Raw genomic sequence first — 17,339 nt, forward strand, 5'->3', positions numbered from 1 at the left:
TGATCGATGAGTTCATGATGCGAGTTTCGCCGCGGCCTCCGCGAGACCTGTGCCTCATCGAGGAAGGTTGGTGGCGCTCGCCACAGTGATATACAAGCACTGTTATACCAATACGTCAATGACCCTTCGCGAACCGAACTACGCGGTGCCGAGCGCACTCGCAGAACGGGCCAGTTCCTCTATCGCGGCCCAGTCCCCCGCCTGCACCAGTGAGCGCGGCGTGAGCCAGCTACCGCCGACGCACACCACATTCGGCAATGCCAGGTAGTCGACAGCGTTCTGCGGAGTGATCCCGCCGGTGGGGCAGAACGTCAAGTGCGGCAACGGGCCTGCCAGCGCGCCCAGTGCCGCTGCGCCACCCGAGAACTCGGCCGGGAAGAACTTCATCTCGGTCGATCCGGCCTCGGCAACGGTCATCGCCTCGGTCGCAGTCGACACGCCTGACAGAACAGGCACCGGTAGCGTGCGTACCGCGTCGAGAAGACCCTTCGACGATCCGGGTGAGACCAGGAACCTCGAGCCGGCATCCACCGATCTCATGGCATCGTCGCGGTTCAACACCGTTCCTGCGCCGATGACCACTTCCGGCACGTCCGCAGCGATTGCCGCAATGGCACCGAGCCCGGCCTCGGACCGCAACGTCATCTCGATGATGCCGATACCGCCCGCATAGAGTGCACGCGCCAGCGGCACTGCGTCCTCGACCCGATCGATCACGACGACGGGAATCACCGGACTCACGCGTAATACATCTCGGGCAGTGAGGTTTTCGAGCAATGCTTCGCGTTCGGAGGTCATACCAGCACTCGTTTCCACTCGCTCAGCGAGTCGGTCCGTAGGAAGTCGGTCCACGCAACGACCTGCGTGCCGAACGGTGACGTGGGCCCGAGATCGGACCCGAAAATGGACTCGACAGCGAGCAGGTCCGACGCCGACCCGGCCCGAGCCAATTGCGCCGACAACGGATCGTCCAGTGCACGTCCGGCTTCCGTCTCGGCGAGAACGAAGGCGCACCAGGCTGCGACGGCGAGGGCGAGCATGTCCGTCGAAGCACCGGCCGACGCGGCATCCCGCACGGTTCCGAGTAGGCGCGGTCCGAGTTTCTGCGATCCGTCCATCGCCACCTGCCGGGTGGTGTGTTTCAGCGCCGGGTTGGCGAATCTCGTGCGTACCTCGTTGCCGTACCCGACAGCGTCCATTCCGCCGGCCGTCGTCGGCGCAACATCTCGCAGGACCATGGCCCGGCATATCTCGTCGAGCTCCGGATCCTGGACCGCCTCCGCGATGGTGTTGTGTCCACGCAGAATTCCGAGGTAGGCCAACACCGAGTGGGTGGCATTGAGGACGCGCAACTTCATGGTCTCCCACGGCTCCACGTCGTCCACGAACTGCACGCCCACCCGTTCCCAGGCCGGACGCGGACCAGCGAAATCGTCCTCGATCACCCACTGCCGAAAGGGTTCGCACACCACCAGGGCGTCGTCGCGCAGTCCCGTTCTTCGTTCGTTGTCCGCCCTGTCCTCATCGGTGGTAGCCGGCACGATTCGATCGACCATGCTGCTGGGGAATGTGACTCGACGCGAGATCCATTCGGCCAGGCCGTCGTTCATGCCGCGTGCCTCGACGAAAGCACTGACGAGTTCGGACAGAATCCGCCCGTTCGACGGTAGGTTGTCGCAACACAACACCGTGAGAGGCGCATCGCCCGCCATGCGTCGAGCCAAGCCCGCCACCAACTGTCCGGCAACGGTGCGCGGCGGCCTGCCGGCCAGATCCGCCGCGATCTCCGGATCGTCCAGGCGCAATCGACCCGACGCGGGGTCGAGTCGATAGCCCTTCTCGGTCACCGTCAGCGTGACGATGTGCGTTGCGGGATCGGCGATGGCCTCGACCACCGCGTCGGGGTTCGCGGCTGCGTTCCGTACGTCGAGCATCGAACCGACGACGGTCGCCGTCGTCTCCTCGGTTCCCTTCTGCACCAGGGTGAACAACCCGTCCTGTGGGGCAAGCTGTTCCACCACGGTGTTACTGCGCTGGGTGAAACCGGTGATGCCCCAATTGGTCTCACCGGTCAGCAGCGCCGCCTCGTAGGTGAACGCGGCCTGATGCGCCCGATGGAATGCCCCGACGCCGAGATGCACGATTCCGCTGGCGGTGGGACGAACGACCTCGGCGGTCGCATCGGACAATCGTGTGGCCCCCGTCATGTCGTCACTCGTTCTCTGTGACGTCGGATTTCGGACAGCGGTGCGATGAGACCAGTGCCGCCCCGCCCGCCTACGCTCAGCGATGCCGCAGCAGCTGCCAGTGCCGCCGCCTCGCGAAGATCGTCGCCGAGCGCGAGCCGCGCCGTCAGGGTGCCGGCGAACACGTCACCGGCACCGGTCTGGTCGATGACGTCGAGCGCGGGGATCACCGGTTGGTGAGACGGCCCCGCAGCGGTGAAGATGCTGGACCCTTCGGACCCTCGCGTGACCACCACGGAACGTGCACCCCAGCCCATCAGGAAAGCTGCAGCAGCCTCCGGTTCGGTTGTGCCCAGAAGCAATTCGATCTCGCTCGGTGCCGATGGCACCATCACCTCGGTACAGGGAGCAACGCTCTGCAGGAATGCGCGGGCCTGGTCGGCCGTGGTCAGCCTGGGGCGAAAGTTGGGGTCGTAGACGAATCTGCCCGACCGCTGCGCCGCGTGCAGCATCGTGCGGGCGAGCGTCGGCGACAGTGCAGCAGCGATTCCGCCGCCCAGCACGGCACCCGCCTGCTCGATGACGCCCTCGGGCAAGTCTGCCACATCGAGCTGACTGCCCACCGATCCAGCTCGGGCATAGGAGAACTGGCGATTCCCCTCCGGATCGATGTGCAGGAAATAGACACCCTGCTGTCCGGGAACTCGCCGAATGTAGGTGTCGTCGATGCCGAGTTCACGAATTCGTCGACAGACGGCGTCGCCGAGCTCGTCGTCGGATACCCGCGCGATCAGCGCGACCGAGGCACCCGCGGCCGCGGCAGCGGCACCTGCGTTGACGACATCTCCCGACACCCCGAGCACCCCGTGCGCTCCGTGTCGGAAGGCCTCGGTGGTCGAAACCTCGACGAGGGGCTCGCCGAGCAGGACGACATCGAATTGCGTTGTGGTCATGTGGCGCTTCACCAATCGTGCATGCTGCCGTCGAGACGGCGATTGACGGGCAGATACTTGGGGTTGTACGGGTACTTCGCGGCGGCCTCTTCGTTCACCTCGACGCCGATGCCCGGCTTGTTTCCCGGGTGCATGAAACCGTCGGTGAAGGTGTAGCTGGTCTGGAACACATCGCCGGTCGGGTCGACGTGACCCATGTACTCCTGCACGCCGAAGTTCGGGATCGACAGATCGACATGCAATGCGGCTGCGAGGGAGACGGGCGAAAGATCGCCCGCACCATGAGATCCGGACCGAACGCCGTAGAGATCCGCCAACGAGAAGATTCTGCGCAGATGGGTGATGCCGCCGGCGTGTGAGACCGACGCTCGGATGTAGTCGATCCACCGGTTGGTGATCAGATCCTGGCAGTCCCAGATCGAGTTGAAGATCTCGCCGACGGCGATGGGGGTGGTCGTGTGTTGGCGAATGGTGGCGAAGGCACTCTGATCCTCGGCTGGAGTGGGATCCTCGATCCAGAACATCCGCATCTCTTCGAGGTCGCGACCCAGGCGTCCGGCCTCGATCGGACTCAGACGGTGATGCACGTCGTGCAGGAGATGGAAGTCGAACCCGTGACGTTCGCGCACGGCACCGAGCATCTGCGGTGCGAACCGCATGTACGGGGCGGTATCCCACGAATCTTCCTGCGGCGCAGCGCCGGATGCGGGTTCGTAGAAGCCGTCGACCGGAATTCCGTAGGTCTTCTTGAGACCGGGAATGGCCGACTGGGCACGAATTGCTTTGTAGCCCTTGTCGAGATGCGCTTGGACGTCGTCGAGCATCTCTTCGATGCTACCGCCGCTGGCGTGCCCGTAGACCATGATCCCGTCTCGTGCAGCACCACCGAGGAGCTGGTAGACCGGCATATCGGCGGCCTTGCCCTTGATGTCCCACAGTGCGACGTCGACGGCTGCGATGGCCGTCATGGTCACCGGCCCACGTCGCCAGTAGGCACCCTTGTACAGGTACTGCCAGATGTCTTCGATCCGATGGGGATCGCGTCCGATCAGGAGTGGCGCAATGTGGTCCTTCAAGTACGACTCGACTGCGAGCTCGCGTCCGTTCAGCGTCGCATCACCCCACCCGACGATGCCCTCGTCGGTGGTGATCTTGAGCGTGACGTAGTTGCGGCCCGGAGCCGTCACGATGACGGTGGCGTCGATGATTTTCATTGCGGTCCTTGCGAAGTGGTGTCGATGACGATCTTGAGCTGGGTGGGGTCGGTGAGCGCGGCCTCGAGCGCTGAGGCAGATTCGGCCAACGGGTACGTCGATGTGACGAGCGCCGCGAGGTCCACTCGAGCCGATCCGGCGAGTGCGATCGCGTCGGCGAATGCCGAAGGGCCGTAACGGAAGCACCCGCGGATGTCGAGCTCCCAGCGTTGCACTGCCCCGATCGGGAATTCGGCAGACGCGCGTCCGGGCACGCCGACGAGCGCCAGAATTCCTGCCGGGCCGAGTGAGCGTGCCGCGTCGGCAATGGCTCCGGGATGTCCCGAGCAGTCGAAGGCGATGTCGAAAGCGCCTTCCGGCAGTGCGTCTTCGCCGGAACGCAACGTCGTGGTGGCACCCAGCGCTGCCGCGACCTCGAGCCGAGCGGGTGCGACGTCGGTGATGGTCGTCTCCGACGCGCCCAGGGCAATGACCGTCTGCAGAACCAACAGACCGATGGGCCCGGCACCGGTGATCGCGATGCGCTTGCCCAGCACCGACCCGACCCGTGCGGCAGCCCACGCTGCGACGGCCAGGGGCTCGATCAGCGCAGCGACGTCATCGCCGATCGAATCCGGAAGTGGGTGCGCGAATTCGGCTGCGAGAACGACGGATTGCCGCAGCAGTCCGTGGTTCGGTGGGGATCCGAAGCAGACGACGCTGGGGCAGACGTTGTAGTGACCGCTCAGGCTCAGCGGTGAGGTGCCGTTCGGAATCGCGGGTTCGATGGCCACTCGCTGGCCGATCCGGTCCTGGGACACGCCCGCGCCGACCTCGGTGACGACCCCGAATCCCTCGTGGCCCAAGACGGTGGGCTGTGTCAGCGAATTGGAGCCGTTGCGGCCGTCGGCGTAGTAGTGCAGGTCCGAGCCACACAGGCTCACGCCGTGCACCTCCACCCTGACCTGGCCGTCGCCGACCTGCATACGGTCGATTTTCTCGATCCGCAGGTCACGTGGACCGTGCAGGACGGCTGCCTCGTCGTTGCCGCTGATCACTGCCATCGCTGTAGAGCCTCCGCCGTAGTGCCTTGAATATCAGTACTACCATACTAGTGACGGGCAGCACTTCGTCAAGGCTTCGGCCCTGTGGGTCACCGACGAGGTCACGTTAGTCTTGACCGGTGAGCACACAGAGCAGCAGGAAAGTCACCGCACGGGAGCGGGCGTACCGAGAATTGCGCCTACGCATCGTGTCGCTGACGCTCCCCCCGGGTAGCCCGCTGTCGGAGAACGACCTCGCCGAGCAGATGTCCGTGAGCCGCACACCCGTCCGCGAAAGCTTGATCCTGTTGGCCGAAGAGGGTCTGGTTCAGGTCTTCCCACAACTCGGCACCTTCGTCTCGCGGGTCGACACCGACCGTGTTGCCGATGCCCAATTCGTCCGGGAGGCAATCGAAACCGCGTCATTGAAAGACGCAGTCGCGTCTCGCTCGGACCAGGACCTCTCTGCGTTGCGCGCCAATCTGGCAGCGCAGGCCGAGCCTGGAATCGACATGGACCAATTCTTCGAGTTGGACGAGCAATTCCACCAGCTACTCCTCGCAGCCGGAGGACATTCCGCCGCATGGCGATCCGTCGAATCCGCGAAAGCTCATCTGGACCGAGCCCGACGACTCGGTCTGCGCGACACCCGTCCCATCCCCGACCTCATCGAACAGCACACCGCAATAGTCGACGGCCTCGAAGCCCGAGACTTCGAGGCCGCGGCCCAGTCGATGCGCGAGCACCTGCGCGCCGTGTTCGCCGACGTCGAATACATCAAGAGCAAAAGCCCACACCTGTTCTCCAACAGCAACGAACGCCCGACGCGCAAAGTCGTCTCCAGCTGGGAATGAGTGCGGCTGCGCCGCAGTGGTGCGATTATGTGCCCTCGAGAGCACATATCCGCGCCACTGCCGCAGGCATTACAGGCGTTCGATGATGGTGGCGTTCGAGAGCCCGCCGGCCTCGCACATCACCTGTAGGCCGTAACGCTGCTCGCGCTCGGCGAGCGCGTGGACCATGGTCGTCATGATTCGGGCACCGCTGCCGCCGAGCGGATGGCCGATGGCGATGGCCCCGCCGTTGACGTTGACCTTGTTCATGTCTGCGCCGGTTTCCTTCGCCCAGGCGAGCACAACCGACGCAAAGGCCTCGTTCACCTCGAACAGGTCGATGTCGTTCATCGTCAGCCCGGCCTTGGCGAGCACCTTCTTCGTCGCCGGAATGACTGCGGTGAGCATCATCAACGGATCGTCGCCGACCACCGCGAAGCTGTGCAGCCTCGCCATCGGAGTCAGGCCGAGTTCCTTCGCTTTCTCACTGGTCGTGATCATGACGGCCGCACTACCGTCGTTGACCTGACTTGCGTTGCCTGCGGTGATGTTCCAACCGATTTCCGGGAACCGCTGCGCCATGGCGTCGCTGAAGTAGGCCGGTCGCAGTCCCGCCAGCGCATCGAGTGTGGATCCGGTGCGGATCCCCTCGTCGCGTTCGAGTCCGCGGATTGCGGTGATCTCCCGCTTGAAACGCCCCTCTTCGGTGGCTGCGGCAGCCTTCGCATGACTCACTAGAGCGAACTCGTCCATCTCGGTACGGCTGATACCCCATCTCGCCGCGATCAATTCGGCACTGATGCCCTGCGGCACCAACCCTTCCGGATACCTCTCGATGAAACCGACACCTGCCGGATCCTCGGTTCCCACCAGGTTCGACCCCATCGGAATGCGGCTCATCGACTCCGAACCGGTAGCCACGGCCAGATCGTAAGCACCGGAGATCACGCCCTGTGCGGCGAAATGTATTGCCTGCTGGCTACTTCCGCATTGCCGATCGACGGTGGTTGCGGGTACGGATTCCGGATAGCCCGCCGCCAGCGCCGCGCGCCGAGTCATGTTCGACGCCTGATCCCCTACCGCGGTGACAACTCCGCCGATGACGTCGTCGATCTGGCTCGGGTCTATCCCACTGCGCTGCACTACTTCCCGCAGGCTATGGGCCATCAGGTCGACTGGATGCTCGGGATGCAACGTGCCGTTCGCTTTGCCCCGTCCGACCGGGGTTCTGACTGCCTCGACGATGACTGCGTCTCTCATGACGGCTCCTTGTCCGATCGATCCGGTCCTGTCGGATCGCTGACACCACGGTACGAGCTGGCTATAGTTTTGTAAAGTCAGTAGGATCGTGGCATGCCCCTCCACATGGACGGCCCACTGTCCGATCTCGACAGCTGGACAGCAGGTGACCGTTGCTCCATCGCACGCGCGCTGTCGGTGGTCGGTACCCGATCGACGATGCTGATCCTGCGAGAAGCGTTCTACGGAACCACCCGCTTCGATGACTTCAGCCGACGCGTCGGCATCACCGACGCCAGCAGTGCGGCCCGACTCAAAGAACTGGTCGACGTCGGAATCTTCGTCAAGAAGCCCTACCGCCCCGAAAAGGGCAGAACGCGCTACGAATACGTTCTGACGAGAATGGGCGAGGATCTGCTGCCCGTCGTACTCGGATTGATGCAGTGGGGCGACCAGTACCTGCAACAAGACGACGGACCGCTCGACGTCGTCGATTCCCGAGGCGAGCCCGTGCGCGTATGCGTCACCGATGGCGACGGTTCCGAAGTGCCGATGAACGAGCTGCGAGTACGCGTTGCCGGATGATTGCCGGGCCGACGCGTAGCGTGTCCGCGATGGACGATGAATCGTGCATCGAAACCGAGGACGACCCGCGGGCACAGTGGCGACAACTACCGGAGCCGGTGGAACCCACCCATGAGGGCCAGACGCTTGAGTCCGACACTTCCATTTGGGACCACAAACCCAAGAACGACCCGAGCATGGACATCGTTCGCTGACTTGCGCAAGTGCCTTCTTCGGGTCACAGCGCCTCGACGGCGAGTGCGACTCCGATACCGATGAACAGGACTCCGATCACTCGGTTCCAGGATGTCGACTTCGACGAACCACCGGTCAGACGGCCCACAGCCGCGGTGACCACCGCCCAGACCACCAAACCGATTGCCACATCCACGATTCCGAGTAACCCGATCTGCAGGGGAAGCGGTCCGTCGGCATCGACGAACTGCGGCAGCAGCGCGACGAAGAACAGAATGGCTTTGGGATTGAGCACGTTCGTCACCAGACCCATGCGAAACCAGCGCACGTCGGACGTCGCACCCCTCTCCGACGACGACTGTCGCAGTGCGGCAGTACCGAGCCACACCAGGTACAGACCCCCGAGAATGTGAATGATGCTCAGCGCCATCGGTGATCGTGAGATGAGCAGTGACAGCCCCACCACCGCAGCGATCATGTGCACGCACAGTCCGGTCTGCGCGCCGAGGCCCGCTCGCCACCCGGCACTACGGCTGCTCGCTGCCGCCCGGGCCACCACCGCGAAGTCCGGACCGGGTATCGCGTAGGCCAACAGCACAACACCGAGGAACGGTAACCATTGGATGTCCGTCATCGTCTCGACGGTATCTGATGCTTTTACATCCGTAAACCATTAGACTCGGGCGATGGACTGGAACTGGCTCGGCGACCACTTCGCGCTCGACGTGGTCAACACCGTGCAGTTGCAACGCGGCACCTACGTCGAACTGATCGCCTCCACCGCCGATCTCCAGGAATGGGCCGGGCTACAGGGTGCCCGGGTACCCGAAACAATCCCTGACGATGCCGACATCGACACATTCCGGCTGACGCGAGATCACATGCTGGCGCTACTACGGGCGGTGGCGTCGGACATGGAAGTTCCGGGAGACAGCGTCGACCACATCGACGACATTGCCCGACGCCATCCGGTGACCCGTCGGCTCGATCTCGGGGGCGGCGGTGGCGTCGGACATGTTGTGGGTACGTCGGATCCGGTCGACGCGATACGCGCCCGTGCAGCGTCAGCGGTCATCGATCTACTGAATGGCCCGGATCGCGCACGATTGTCACTCTGCGACGCTCCGCGATGCGGTCAACTGTTTTTGCAGGATCGGCCCAATCAGCAATGGTGTTGCAGCGCATGCGGAAATCGAGCACGTGCGGCACGACACCACGCAAAGGAGAAGAGCGGATCATGAACAGTTCAGTACGCCAGGTGGCTCAGCCGACACATCTACGCCCCTAGCAGCAATCCACACCCCCCACACGGGGCGTAAATTCCGAACCGGGGCGTAGATTGCAACCCCCACCCACACATCCACGCCCCCACCGACACATCAGCTCCCCACCTCGGAAACCCGACGCCGATCGGAGTCAGAAATCCGAAACTGAGGAGCCGATACGCGGCAACAGGCTCAGCCCAATTGCACTGTCGCAGTAGCGCGGTGGCCGAAGATTCGCTTGCCCTCGAAGGTCGCGCCGATCGAGATGACGGCCGTACGGGACTCCTCGTCCTTCGACTTGATCTTGCCGCCGAAGACGATTTCGGCCGGCTTGTGTGTGTCCACCGGGATCGGGGTGGTGAATCGAACGGTGTAGTCCTTCACCGCGCCTGGATCGCCGAGCCACTCGCTGATGAAACCGCCGCCGACACCCATGGTGAGCATGCCGTGCGCCAGGACGTTCTCGAGATCGATCATCTTGGCGAACTTCTCGTCCCAGTGAATCGGGTTCGCGTCACCGGCGACGCCGGCGTAGTTCACCAGATCTCCGCGAGTCAAACGCACAGTGCGCGAGGGCAACTCGTCGCCGACATTCACCTCGTCGAACTTCCGAGTGGGCTGACCCCGGTACTCCTCGACGATGAGCGGCTCGTGTTCCTGCGGAGTGGACAGGGTGTCGTGCTCACTCGCCTCGGCACTGCTGGTGTCGGTCGTCGCACCGAACATCACGATGTTGCGAGCCGCCTCGGAGATGGCCGGATCGATCTCGCCGGATCGCCCGACGAGCAGCGTGGTGTACGTGGTCTGCACCAGTTCGTTCTTCTGGTTGGACACGACGTTCTTGGTGATCATCATGTCTCGACCCATGACCGTCTTGAACGCGTCGAGGGAGACATCGCAGGTCAACTGGTCACCGGCCAGAATCGGCTTCTGGAACACCAGCACCTGATCGGTCTGCAGAATCTGGCTGAGGTCGTAGCCCTCGGCGATGGACTGCAACAGCTTCTTCTGCGCCAGAGTGCCGACCAACGACATGAACGTCAGCGGGGCCACCAGAGCGCTGTGGCCCAGCGCTGCCGCGGCATCGCCGTCCCAGTGGGCGGGGTGGAAATCCTGAACGGCACGGGCGTACTCGCGAACCTTCTCGCGGCCCACCTCGTAGTAGTCCTCGGTGCGGTAGTGATACCCGACCATGCTGCGCGCGTGCTCCGCCGGGTCGAATGCTCCCGCATCGGATGCTGCTGCGCCGGACTCCGCTACCTGCTCTGCCACTGTTGCCCCACCGTCTCGTCCCTACTGTTCATCATTACCCGAGCAACCTACCCAACGACGACGCACGTTGGCCAGGAAGGGGCTCAGGCAGAACGGTGCCGCGGGGCGTCCCGGTACCCCACCATGCCCACCATCGCGGCCGGCTCAGTCAGCACCGACGCACTGCTCATCGCGCCGCGCGGACGGTGTTGGCGCGACGCGACCGCATCGATCGCCATCAGGGCCGCCCCGTGCGCAGTGAGGGACTCGGGATTGGCAGGCGCGACGACGGGCAACATCAGATCGCGGCGAAACATCCGACGAAGCGACGGCAGGTTGGCGCATCCGCCCACCATCACCAACGCATTCACGGCGCAGGGTGCGTCGACGATGATGCTGGCCACCCAATCTTCCAGCGATCGGATACTGCGCTCGAGAACATCGTCGAACGTGTTGCGCCACAAGCGGACCGGCCCGCTGACGAACGGCCCGGCGACCTCGGCCACCCGCAGGCGTGACAGCTGTTCGCGTGCCGTGCGAACGGACACCAGCAACTCCGCGCGCGCCCGTTCCGAGGCCAATTCGTCTGCCCCGTAGACGGACAGGAGGTAACGCGAGATCTGGGCGTCACACCCGATCCCGCCGAACAACGTGGTGCGGACCGAACTGTGCACCGCTCCCGTGGCAGGGTCGGCGATGGACACGGTGGTTCCCGACGCTCCGATGTCGCACACGGCCACGGTGCGCGCACCCTCGAGCATCCCCGTGCCGCGTAGATACCGAAGTTGTGCCCCGAGCTCCGACGCCACCAGCAGACGATCGGCCTCGTACGTCGAATATGCCGACGTGCGTCCGCGCGCACCGGGATCGTCCGGGACGGCGAGAACGATGTCCGGTCGATCCACCATCTGATCCCGCGACATCGAATCCAACAGATCGAGCGCGACCTGCAGATGGTCGTCGGGATCGAACGATCGCACGACGTGCGCAGAACGTACCGACTCGTCCGACGTATCCAGGGCTACACCCCGGGCAATGGCTGAACCCACCGAGACACCAAGGACAGATCTCATGTTCCCTCGACTCGCCTAGCTACTCCGACCTGGCGATCGTAGCGCCTCGAACCGTCGAGGAGTCGGTAAATGCCCTGTTCTATTCAACTTTCGGTTTGTTTTGGGATTCATTACAACAACTCGGGCGACGAATTGGGTCAGGCGACGTGCCCGAACCCGTCCCGACGGTCGGCGAGCAACGAGCCCCACTCCTCCTGCGCCGACGACATCGCGGCACAGCCCACGCCGTTGTCGGAGTCCATTCCTCGTGCCGCAGTGACGATGGACCGAGCCGACTGCACGAGAGAAACATCGAAACGGAAACTGTGCGCTGCCAATTCGGCGAAGGCCTCATCCGGACTGCAGCCGCGCAAGGCAATGAGGACACCCACCGCCCTGTCGATGGTCGTGCGCGTCACCGGTTCTACTGCGGATTTGTCGGTCATCGAGAACTCACCGTCTACTGGTCGATCACCCGATGGTAGCCAGGCTCGAGCAGAAGTTCAGGTGTCCGAGTCGAATTCACACACCTGTCACACCACGGACTTTTCGAAGTAGCGAACCCGCTCGCTCACAACGGATTATCGATGAAATCGTCACTCGGCCGGTTCGGTGACAGGTGGTTCCTCCGTCCGAGGCGCGGGCTCGGGATCCGTCGGCCCCGAAGGCTCCGTGGGCTCCACGGGCTCGGTCGGCCCCGTGGGCTCCGTCGGCTCCGTGGGCTCCGTCGGCTCCGTGGGCTCGGTCGGACCCGGTTCCGTGGGATCGGGGACGTCCGTATCGGTGGGAGCTGTGGTTTCGTCGTCGGTCGGCGGAGTCTCGGTCTCGGGCTTCGAGTTCTCTGTTTTCGTATCCCGACCACCGGGGGCGGAATAGCCGCCACCCGAGTTCTCCCGTCCCGTCGACGACGAACTCGGTGCGTTCGACGTCGCACTCGGGGCGTCCATCGGGAACGCGTCGATCCAGACGTCGCCCGACCCGGAGCGGGCGGTCGACACATCCAGAACACCCGCGCCGATCGGTGGAACCGCGGACGGCCCAGCCACAGGAACAACCGGCCCGGCGCTCGACGCCGGCCGACCGGGCGTCGATGGGGCGATGCTGGAATCTGCGGTATCGAGTACTGCGTCCTGAGTCGGCGCGGGCGAGGAGAACGCCCACACGGTTGCCCCACTCAGAGCAGCCAGCACGGCCACACCCAATCCGACCATGGTCCATCGAGATCCCCGCGACGCAGCATCGTATTCTCCGGCCCGATCGTCCCAGTCGGGTTGCCCCGCAGCGATCTCGTCACCCGACGGACGGCCCGTCCTGGACGCGGCACCGACGACGGCGGCGGCCACGTCCAACGGGTACTCGTCGGGCAACCGCGGATCGTCCATCGCCAATACCTCGACGTCGACGACGCGGTGGTCGGCCAGCGCGGCCCGAACGATCTCGCCGTGCAGAAGGTTGTCGCAGACCACGGCGGCACCGTCGACGATCAGGTCTCGTTGAGCTGCCTGTACACGCATGATTCCGAGAACCGTCGCAACGGCGTCACCGATTCCGCCGGGGGCAGCGGCGATCGACACGGGTCGCGAGGTAACCGGGCCCAGACCCGGCAGATCGGTTTCGACCAAGACGGCCGAGATCTCATCGGTTCCGACGTGAACGCCCAACGCAACGGACATACCCGTCGACCCCCCCTACTCGATTCGGTCTCATAGTACACTTCGAGGGTTGAAACGGGGAAAACGACGGTTTGTGTACTCGGTCAGAACTCCAGCTTGCTCGCCTCGTCACGAGCCAGTTCGGCTGCACGGCGCTCACGCTCGAAGAGGAGTCCGAACGTGAACCCGTTCTCGCCGGAGGTGGTTCCCGCTCGAGCCCCGAGGGTACGCAGAATCTCCGCCGCGATGACGGCATCCTGATGCTCGCCCAGAACTTCTTGAATCTGCTTGTATCTCTTGATATTCGACTTGGACACCTTCTTGTCCACGACGGGTGCCACCAACTCGGCCGCATACCGAGCCCGCTTCGAGGCCTTCCTCGCGCGGTGCAGTTGCTCATCGTCGGTGCCTCGCACAGCCTTCTCGGTGCGGTCTACGGCCTTCTTACCGGCCTTGCGCGCCAGCTTGATCAGCAACCGCTCGCTCACCTCGCCGTCGATCGGCAATCCCCTCGACCAGGCAGCCACGGTCGTGAGCAACTCTCGATACCGTTCGCCGTCGAGCTCCGCCATCGCAGCTTCGCGGTGGCGGATCTGCTCGGCCAGCAGGTCGTTCTCGATGCGCGACGCCACCGGGCCCAGAACCAGTTCCGACGGAAGGTCTCGCAGCGCCGCTGCAAACCGCGCCCGCTGCACCTGCCGATCTCGCACCTCGCCGAGCAGGCTTGCATACCAAGACAATTCGGCTTCGAGTGCGGCCGCGGGCTCGTCCTCGAACACGCTGCCGAAGACGCGAAGCGTACTCCGATAGCGCCTGATGGCCACCCGCGTGGAGTGAATCGGATCCAGTCCGCGGCGCAGATACACGTCGCCGGCCACGATGGCCTGCGCTTGCTCGTCGAGATAATCGACGAGCAACCGAAGCCCGTCGTGCGCCGGCTCCTCCCGAACCACCGACAGCGCACGATTCAACTTGGACGGATGTGCCGACGGCGTCGCACCCGACGCGCGAAGCACCTTGCTCGCCTTCTTCAGGAACGATTCCGAGCCGGCGGGCCCGAGCTCGACCTCCACCTCACGCCACTGCGGCCCGGTCGCGCCGCCGATCAGGACGACCGACACCGCGTCGTCGGCGAATTCGGCCACGACGGCTCCGGATGCATCGGTGACGGTACGAATCTTCCGACGCGTCGTCAGGGTGGCGACAGCCGACAACTGCTTGCCCATGACCGCCCCGCGCAGTACGTCGGCCAGCTCGTCGGGCACGACCTGCGGGTCGCCGTGGCCGAGCGGAAGCCTGATCTCGGTTCGCGCCTTCTCCGCAGGAACCTTTGCGTGCCAACCGTTGTCGGAGTCTCCGGTGCGTCGCCGAAGGGTGATTCCCCGACGCAGCAGATCGTGACCGGTGGTGTCGAAGTACTCGCTGACCAGTTCGGTGTCGGTCTCCACCGCCGCGCCGTCGGCAGGAACGAGCGAGGTGAGGGAGGGGAACTCGAAGTCTGCATCGACATCGAACTTGTCTTCGCGCTCGGTCTGTGACTCCATACCGACCATCCTGCCTCGAGGATGCTGCCCCGTGGCGGTCGAAACCGTAGATCTATCACCGCCACGGCGAAACGAACGGCGGTGTCTACGGTCGCCGAGGCGTGGTTATCGTGGGTTTCGTCGGGGTCGAGGCGCGAGTGGTGTTGTGCGGCAACGTCGTTCTGGTCGGCGCAGTGGTTGTCGGCGCAGTGGTGGTCGGCGCAGTGGTGGTCGTGGGGTGAGTCGGAGCCGTCGTGGTGGTCGGAGCCGTGGTCGTCGTCGGAAGTCGAGTGCCTTCACGCGCGGGCCGAAGGACAGTGACGTCAGGAATCGTGCGGGTTGGAGGCGGTGACTCGGCACTGTTCGGCGAGGTGGGTACAGGAGAGGACGTCGAGACTCCGGATGTCGGAGACGTCGAGGACGACGGGGCCATGTCCGTGGCCGACACCGAGGGCGGCGTCGACACGGACGGTGAGCCGTCCACCGCCGGCATCACAGCCTGCGATCGGGCGGAGGGCGACGCGTTCTGCGAGGTCGCGATCGACGGTTCGGGGGTGTCGTCGGTGGTCCGGGCCGCTGCCGCGACCACGGTTCCGGCCACGCACACCGCAACGAGCGCGGCGAGTGCGCCCCCGACGCGGCGGGACTTCGCTGCCCTGGCCATTCGCCTCGACGGGCTGCCGCTGTGCCGCGGACGACGGGAGGGCACGGCGGTCACGGCCATCACGGCAGGGGCCGGTGCAGGCCTGGCTCCCACGGTCCGCGCGATCCCGGCTGCCCCACGGGCGGCCAACAATTCCGGTCGTTCCGGAACGTAGACGGGCACCGACACGGCGTCGAACAGTGTCTGCCGAACGATCTGCATGTTGGCACCGCCGCCGACTGCGACAATCGCCTCCACGTGAACGCCGCTCGCGGCGACGGACTCGAGCACGTCGACGGCAGTGAAGACTGCTGCACGAACGGCGTCGCCGATGAGCTCGTCGAGGTCGTGTCGCCACAACGAGGCGCGACCGCCGACGAACGGCCCGACGACGGAGACGCTGCGCAGGATCGACAGCTGGTGTTTCCCGTCTCGCACGTCGTGCACGAGCTGTCGACGAGCTGCCACCGTCAACGCCTCCGCCGCGCCGAATGTCTCGATCAGGTGGTCGCTGAGCACACGGTCGCAGTCGTCGCCGCGGAGTTCTTCGGTGCGATGCGAGGCCAGGACGCGACCGGACTCGACGTCGACCACCGACACGCTGGTGCCGGATGCGCCGACGTCGAACAGCGCGACGCAACGCTCACCGGCGAGCACTCCGGTTTCTCGTAACGCGCCCAGCTGCGCACCCAGTTCGGATACGAGCACGATGCCGTCGGAGAAGTCCTCGCGGAAGGCCGTGTCGGGATCGCTCTCACGAAGGGCGAGCACCGGGTAGTGGCGAGTGGACGCGTATTCGTCTGCCGTGCTGTGCACCGATGCGACGACGGCATCCCAGGGATCCGGGGCGAGACCGTTGGGCGCAGGCCCGGTGGCAACCGGTTCGAGGACGTGGAGCACCGTGTCGACACCCGAGCTGTCGCTGATCACACTGCGGACGCCACTCGACCCCAGGGAAGCGCCGAGTACGGACGGATCGGGTACCGCGGACACGAGAAACCTCATTCTGGTAGGCCCCAACCCACGTTCGAGCACCAGAATACCGCTACAACCGGGAACTCACCAGGTTTCGTCCAAGAAAACAAACCGAACGTTGGTCTATGTCACGTCCGACTGGATGAAGTTCAGATACGCCTTCGACGGAGTGGGACCACGCTGCCCCTGGTACTTGGAGCCCACCGCGGCGCTGCCGTACGGATTCTCCGAGGGCGACGACAGCCGGAACAGACACAGCTGCCCGATCTTCATTCCCGGCCACAGCGTGATCGGGAGGTTGGCGACGTTGGACAACTCCAACGTGATGTGACCGCTGAATCCGGGGTCGATGAATCCTGCCGTCGAGTGCGTGAGCAGTCCCAGCCGGCCCAGAGAGCTCTTCCCCTCGAGTCGACCCGCCAGATAATCCGGCAACGTCGTCAGTTCGAGAGTGGAACCGAGGACGAATTCCCCCGGATGAAGAACGAACGGCTCACCCGCTCGTGGCTCCACCAACGTCGTCAGCTCGTCCTGCTGCTGGGACGGATCGATGTGGGTGTACCGGGTGTTGTTGAACACCCGGAACAGCTTGTCGAGTCGCACATCGACGCTCGACGGCTGCACCATCGACGGATCGAAGGGATCGATCGCCAGGTTGCCCAGGGTCACTTCGGCACGAATGTCACGGTCGGAGAGCAGCACCACTGCAGGCTACTGGTCCTCACGGGCCTTACGCGAAGCACCCGAGTGACCACTTCCACAGGTACGGGCG

At 64.6% G+C, this 17,339-nt stretch carries 17 protein-coding genes; 3 read left to right on the forward strand and 14 right to left on the reverse strand.

Going from position 1 to position 17,339, the window contains the following annotated elements; genetic code table 11:
- Window positions 1–138 precede the first annotated feature (138 nt).
- Genes eda through CH281_RS24085 form a run of 5 tightly spaced genes read right to left on the reverse strand, consistent with a single transcriptional unit; the run spans window position 139 to window position 5,396 of the window.
- Window positions 139–798 (reverse strand): bifunctional 4-hydroxy-2-oxoglutarate aldolase/2-dehydro-3-deoxy-phosphogluconate aldolase, encoded by a 660-nt coding sequence (eda, locus tag CH281_RS24065; RefSeq protein WP_094695705.1) that lies wholly within the window; start codon window positions 796–798, stop codon window positions 139–141.
- Complete coding sequence (locus CH281_RS24070; RefSeq protein WP_094695706.1) at window positions 795–2,207, reverse strand: mannitol dehydrogenase family protein; 1,413 nt, start codon at window positions 2,205–2,207, stop codon at window positions 795–797. Before CH281_RS24070 ends, eda begins: the two co-directional genes overlap by 4 nt.
- A complete protein-coding gene (locus CH281_RS24075) occupies window positions 2,204–3,139 on the reverse strand; it encodes a sugar kinase (RefSeq protein ID WP_094695803.1) in 936 nt (311 codons plus the stop codon). The genes CH281_RS24070 and CH281_RS24075 overlap by 4 nt, the downstream gene beginning before the upstream one ends.
- A gap of 8 nt (window positions 3,140–3,147) precedes the next feature.
- A complete protein-coding gene (gene manD, locus CH281_RS24080) occupies window positions 3,148–4,353 on the reverse strand; it encodes a D-mannonate dehydratase ManD (protein ID WP_032374833.1) in 1,206 nt (401 codons plus the stop codon).
- Window positions 4,350–5,396: an alcohol dehydrogenase catalytic domain-containing protein gene (locus tag CH281_RS24085; protein WP_094695707.1), complete on the reverse strand. Its 1,047-nt coding sequence runs from the start codon at window positions 5,394–5,396 to the stop codon at window positions 4,350–4,352. Before CH281_RS24085 ends, manD begins: the two co-directional genes overlap by 4 nt.
- Window positions 5,397–5,515: 119 nt before the next feature.
- Here CH281_RS24085 and CH281_RS24090 point away from each other — a divergent pair, with 119 nt between their 5' ends.
- Window positions 5,516–6,229, forward strand: a complete 714-nt coding sequence (locus CH281_RS24090) for a GntR family transcriptional regulator (protein ID WP_032392123.1) — start codon at window positions 5,516–5,518, stop codon at window positions 6,227–6,229.
- A 69-nt stretch (window positions 6,230–6,298) separates the two neighbouring features.
- Here CH281_RS24090 and CH281_RS24095 read toward each other — a convergent pair whose 3' ends face one another.
- A complete protein-coding gene (locus CH281_RS24095; protein ID WP_032371733.1) occupies window positions 6,299–7,468 on the reverse strand; it encodes a thiolase family protein in 1,170 nt (389 codons plus the stop codon).
- 93 nt (window positions 7,469–7,561) lie between these two features.
- Between CH281_RS24095 and CH281_RS24100 the strand changes: the two genes are divergently transcribed.
- The gene (locus CH281_RS24100) at window positions 7,562–8,032 is read left to right on the forward strand and encodes a winged helix-turn-helix transcriptional regulator (RefSeq protein WP_094695708.1); all 471 of its coding nucleotides are present in this window, start codon (window positions 7,562–7,564) and stop codon (window positions 8,030–8,032) included.
- A gap of 217 nt (window positions 8,033–8,249) precedes the next feature.
- Here CH281_RS24100 and CH281_RS24110 read toward each other — a convergent pair whose 3' ends face one another.
- A complete protein-coding gene (locus CH281_RS24110) occupies window positions 8,250–8,840 on the reverse strand; it encodes a LysE family translocator (protein WP_094695709.1) in 591 nt (196 codons plus the stop codon).
- A gap of 52 nt (window positions 8,841–8,892) precedes the next feature.
- Here CH281_RS24110 and CH281_RS24115 point away from each other — a divergent pair, with 52 nt between their 5' ends.
- Complete coding sequence (locus tag CH281_RS24115) at window positions 8,893–9,447, forward strand: CGNR zinc finger domain-containing protein (RefSeq protein WP_094695710.1); 555 nt, start codon at window positions 8,893–8,895, stop codon at window positions 9,445–9,447.
- A 216-nt stretch (window positions 9,448–9,663) separates the two neighbouring features.
- Here CH281_RS24115 and CH281_RS24120 read toward each other — a convergent pair whose 3' ends face one another.
- The 7 genes from CH281_RS24120 to dcd form a co-directional block, all read right to left on the reverse strand.
- Window positions 9,664–10,743 carry a fused (3R)-hydroxyacyl-ACP dehydratase subunits HadA/HadB gene (locus tag CH281_RS24120; RefSeq protein WP_032374830.1) on the reverse strand — a complete coding sequence of 360 codons (1,080 nt, stop codon included), beginning with the start codon at window positions 10,741–10,743 and terminating at the stop codon, window positions 9,664–9,666.
- A gap of 83 nt (window positions 10,744–10,826) precedes the next feature.
- Window positions 10,827–11,795, reverse strand: coding sequence for an Hsp70 family protein (locus CH281_RS24125; RefSeq protein WP_179274280.1), 969 nt, complete (start codon window positions 11,793–11,795; stop codon window positions 10,827–10,829).
- 137 nt (window positions 11,796–11,932) lie between these two features.
- Window positions 11,933–12,220 carry an ANTAR domain-containing protein gene (locus CH281_RS24130; RefSeq protein WP_027495414.1) on the reverse strand — a complete coding sequence of 96 codons (288 nt, stop codon included), beginning with the start codon at window positions 12,218–12,220 and terminating at the stop codon, window positions 11,933–11,935.
- 150 nt (window positions 12,221–12,370) lie between these two features.
- Entirely contained in the window at window positions 12,371–13,447 is a 1,077-nt protein-coding gene (locus CH281_RS27050) for a hypothetical protein (protein ID WP_179274281.1), read from the reverse strand.
- Window positions 13,448–13,530: 83 nt separating this feature from the next.
- Window positions 13,531–14,970 (reverse strand): CYTH and CHAD domain-containing protein, encoded by a 1,440-nt coding sequence (locus CH281_RS24140; protein ID WP_032369581.1) that lies wholly within the window; start codon window positions 14,968–14,970, stop codon window positions 13,531–13,533.
- A gap of 85 nt (window positions 14,971–15,055) precedes the next feature.
- Window positions 15,056–16,585, reverse strand: a complete 1,530-nt coding sequence (locus CH281_RS24145) for an Hsp70 family protein (protein WP_179274282.1) — start codon at window positions 16,583–16,585, stop codon at window positions 15,056–15,058.
- Between the two features lie 105 nt (window positions 16,586–16,690).
- Window positions 16,691–17,269, reverse strand: a complete 579-nt coding sequence (dcd, locus tag CH281_RS24150) for a dCTP deaminase (protein WP_027495411.1) — start codon at window positions 17,267–17,269, stop codon at window positions 16,691–16,693.
- Window positions 17,270–17,339 lie beyond the last annotated feature (70 nt).

Origin of the sequence: Rhodococcus sp. 06-221-2, assembly GCF_002258365.1 — a bacterium.
GTDB lineage: Bacteria > Actinomycetota > Actinomycetes > Mycobacteriales > Mycobacteriaceae > Rhodococcoides > Rhodococcoides fascians.

What these genes read in the sequence shown, in the direction of transcription:
- eda (WP_094695705.1), bottom strand. Translation starts at nt 798, where the DNA reads ATGACCTCCGAACGCGAAGCATTGCTCGAAAACCTCACTGCCCGAGAT.
- CH281_RS24070 (WP_094695706.1), bottom strand. Translation starts at nt 2,207, where the DNA reads ATGACGGGGGCCACACGATTGTCCGATGCGACCGCCGAGGTCGTTCGT.
- CH281_RS24075 (WP_094695803.1), bottom strand. Translation starts at nt 3,139, where the DNA reads ATGACCACAACGCAATTCGATGTCGTCCTGCTCGGCGAGCCCCTCGTC.
- manD (WP_032374833.1), bottom strand. Translation starts at nt 4,353, where the DNA reads ATGAAAATCATCGACGCCACCGTCATCGTGACGGCTCCGGGCCGCAAC.
- CH281_RS24085 (WP_094695707.1), bottom strand. Translation starts at nt 5,396, where the DNA reads ATGGCAGTGATCAGCGGCAACGACGAGGCAGCCGTCCTGCACGGTCCA.
- CH281_RS24095 (WP_032371733.1), bottom strand. Translation starts at nt 7,468, where the DNA reads ATGAGAGACGCAGTCATCGTCGAGGCAGTCAGAACCCCGGTCGGACGG.
- CH281_RS24100 (WP_094695708.1), top strand. Translation starts at nt 7,562, where the DNA reads ATGCCCCTCCACATGGACGGCCCACTGTCCGATCTCGACAGCTGGACA.
- CH281_RS24110 (WP_094695709.1), bottom strand. Translation starts at nt 8,840, where the DNA reads ATGACGGACATCCAATGGTTACCGTTCCTCGGTGTTGTGCTGTTGGCC.
- CH281_RS24115 (WP_094695710.1), top strand. Translation starts at nt 8,893, where the DNA reads ATGGACTGGAACTGGCTCGGCGACCACTTCGCGCTCGACGTGGTCAAC.
- CH281_RS24125 (WP_179274280.1), bottom strand. Translation starts at nt 11,795, where the DNA reads ATGAGATCTGTCCTTGGTGTCTCGGTGGGTTCAGCCATTGCCCGGGGT.
- CH281_RS24130 (WP_027495414.1), bottom strand. Translation starts at nt 12,220, where the DNA reads ATGACCGACAAATCCGCAGTAGAACCGGTGACGCGCACGACCATCGAC.
- CH281_RS27050 (WP_179274281.1), bottom strand. Translation starts at nt 13,447, where the DNA reads ATGTCCGTTGCGTTGGGCGTTCACGTCGGAACCGATGAGATCTCGGCC.
- CH281_RS24140 (WP_032369581.1), bottom strand. Translation starts at nt 14,970, where the DNA reads ATGGAGTCACAGACCGAGCGCGAAGACAAGTTCGATGTCGATGCAGAC.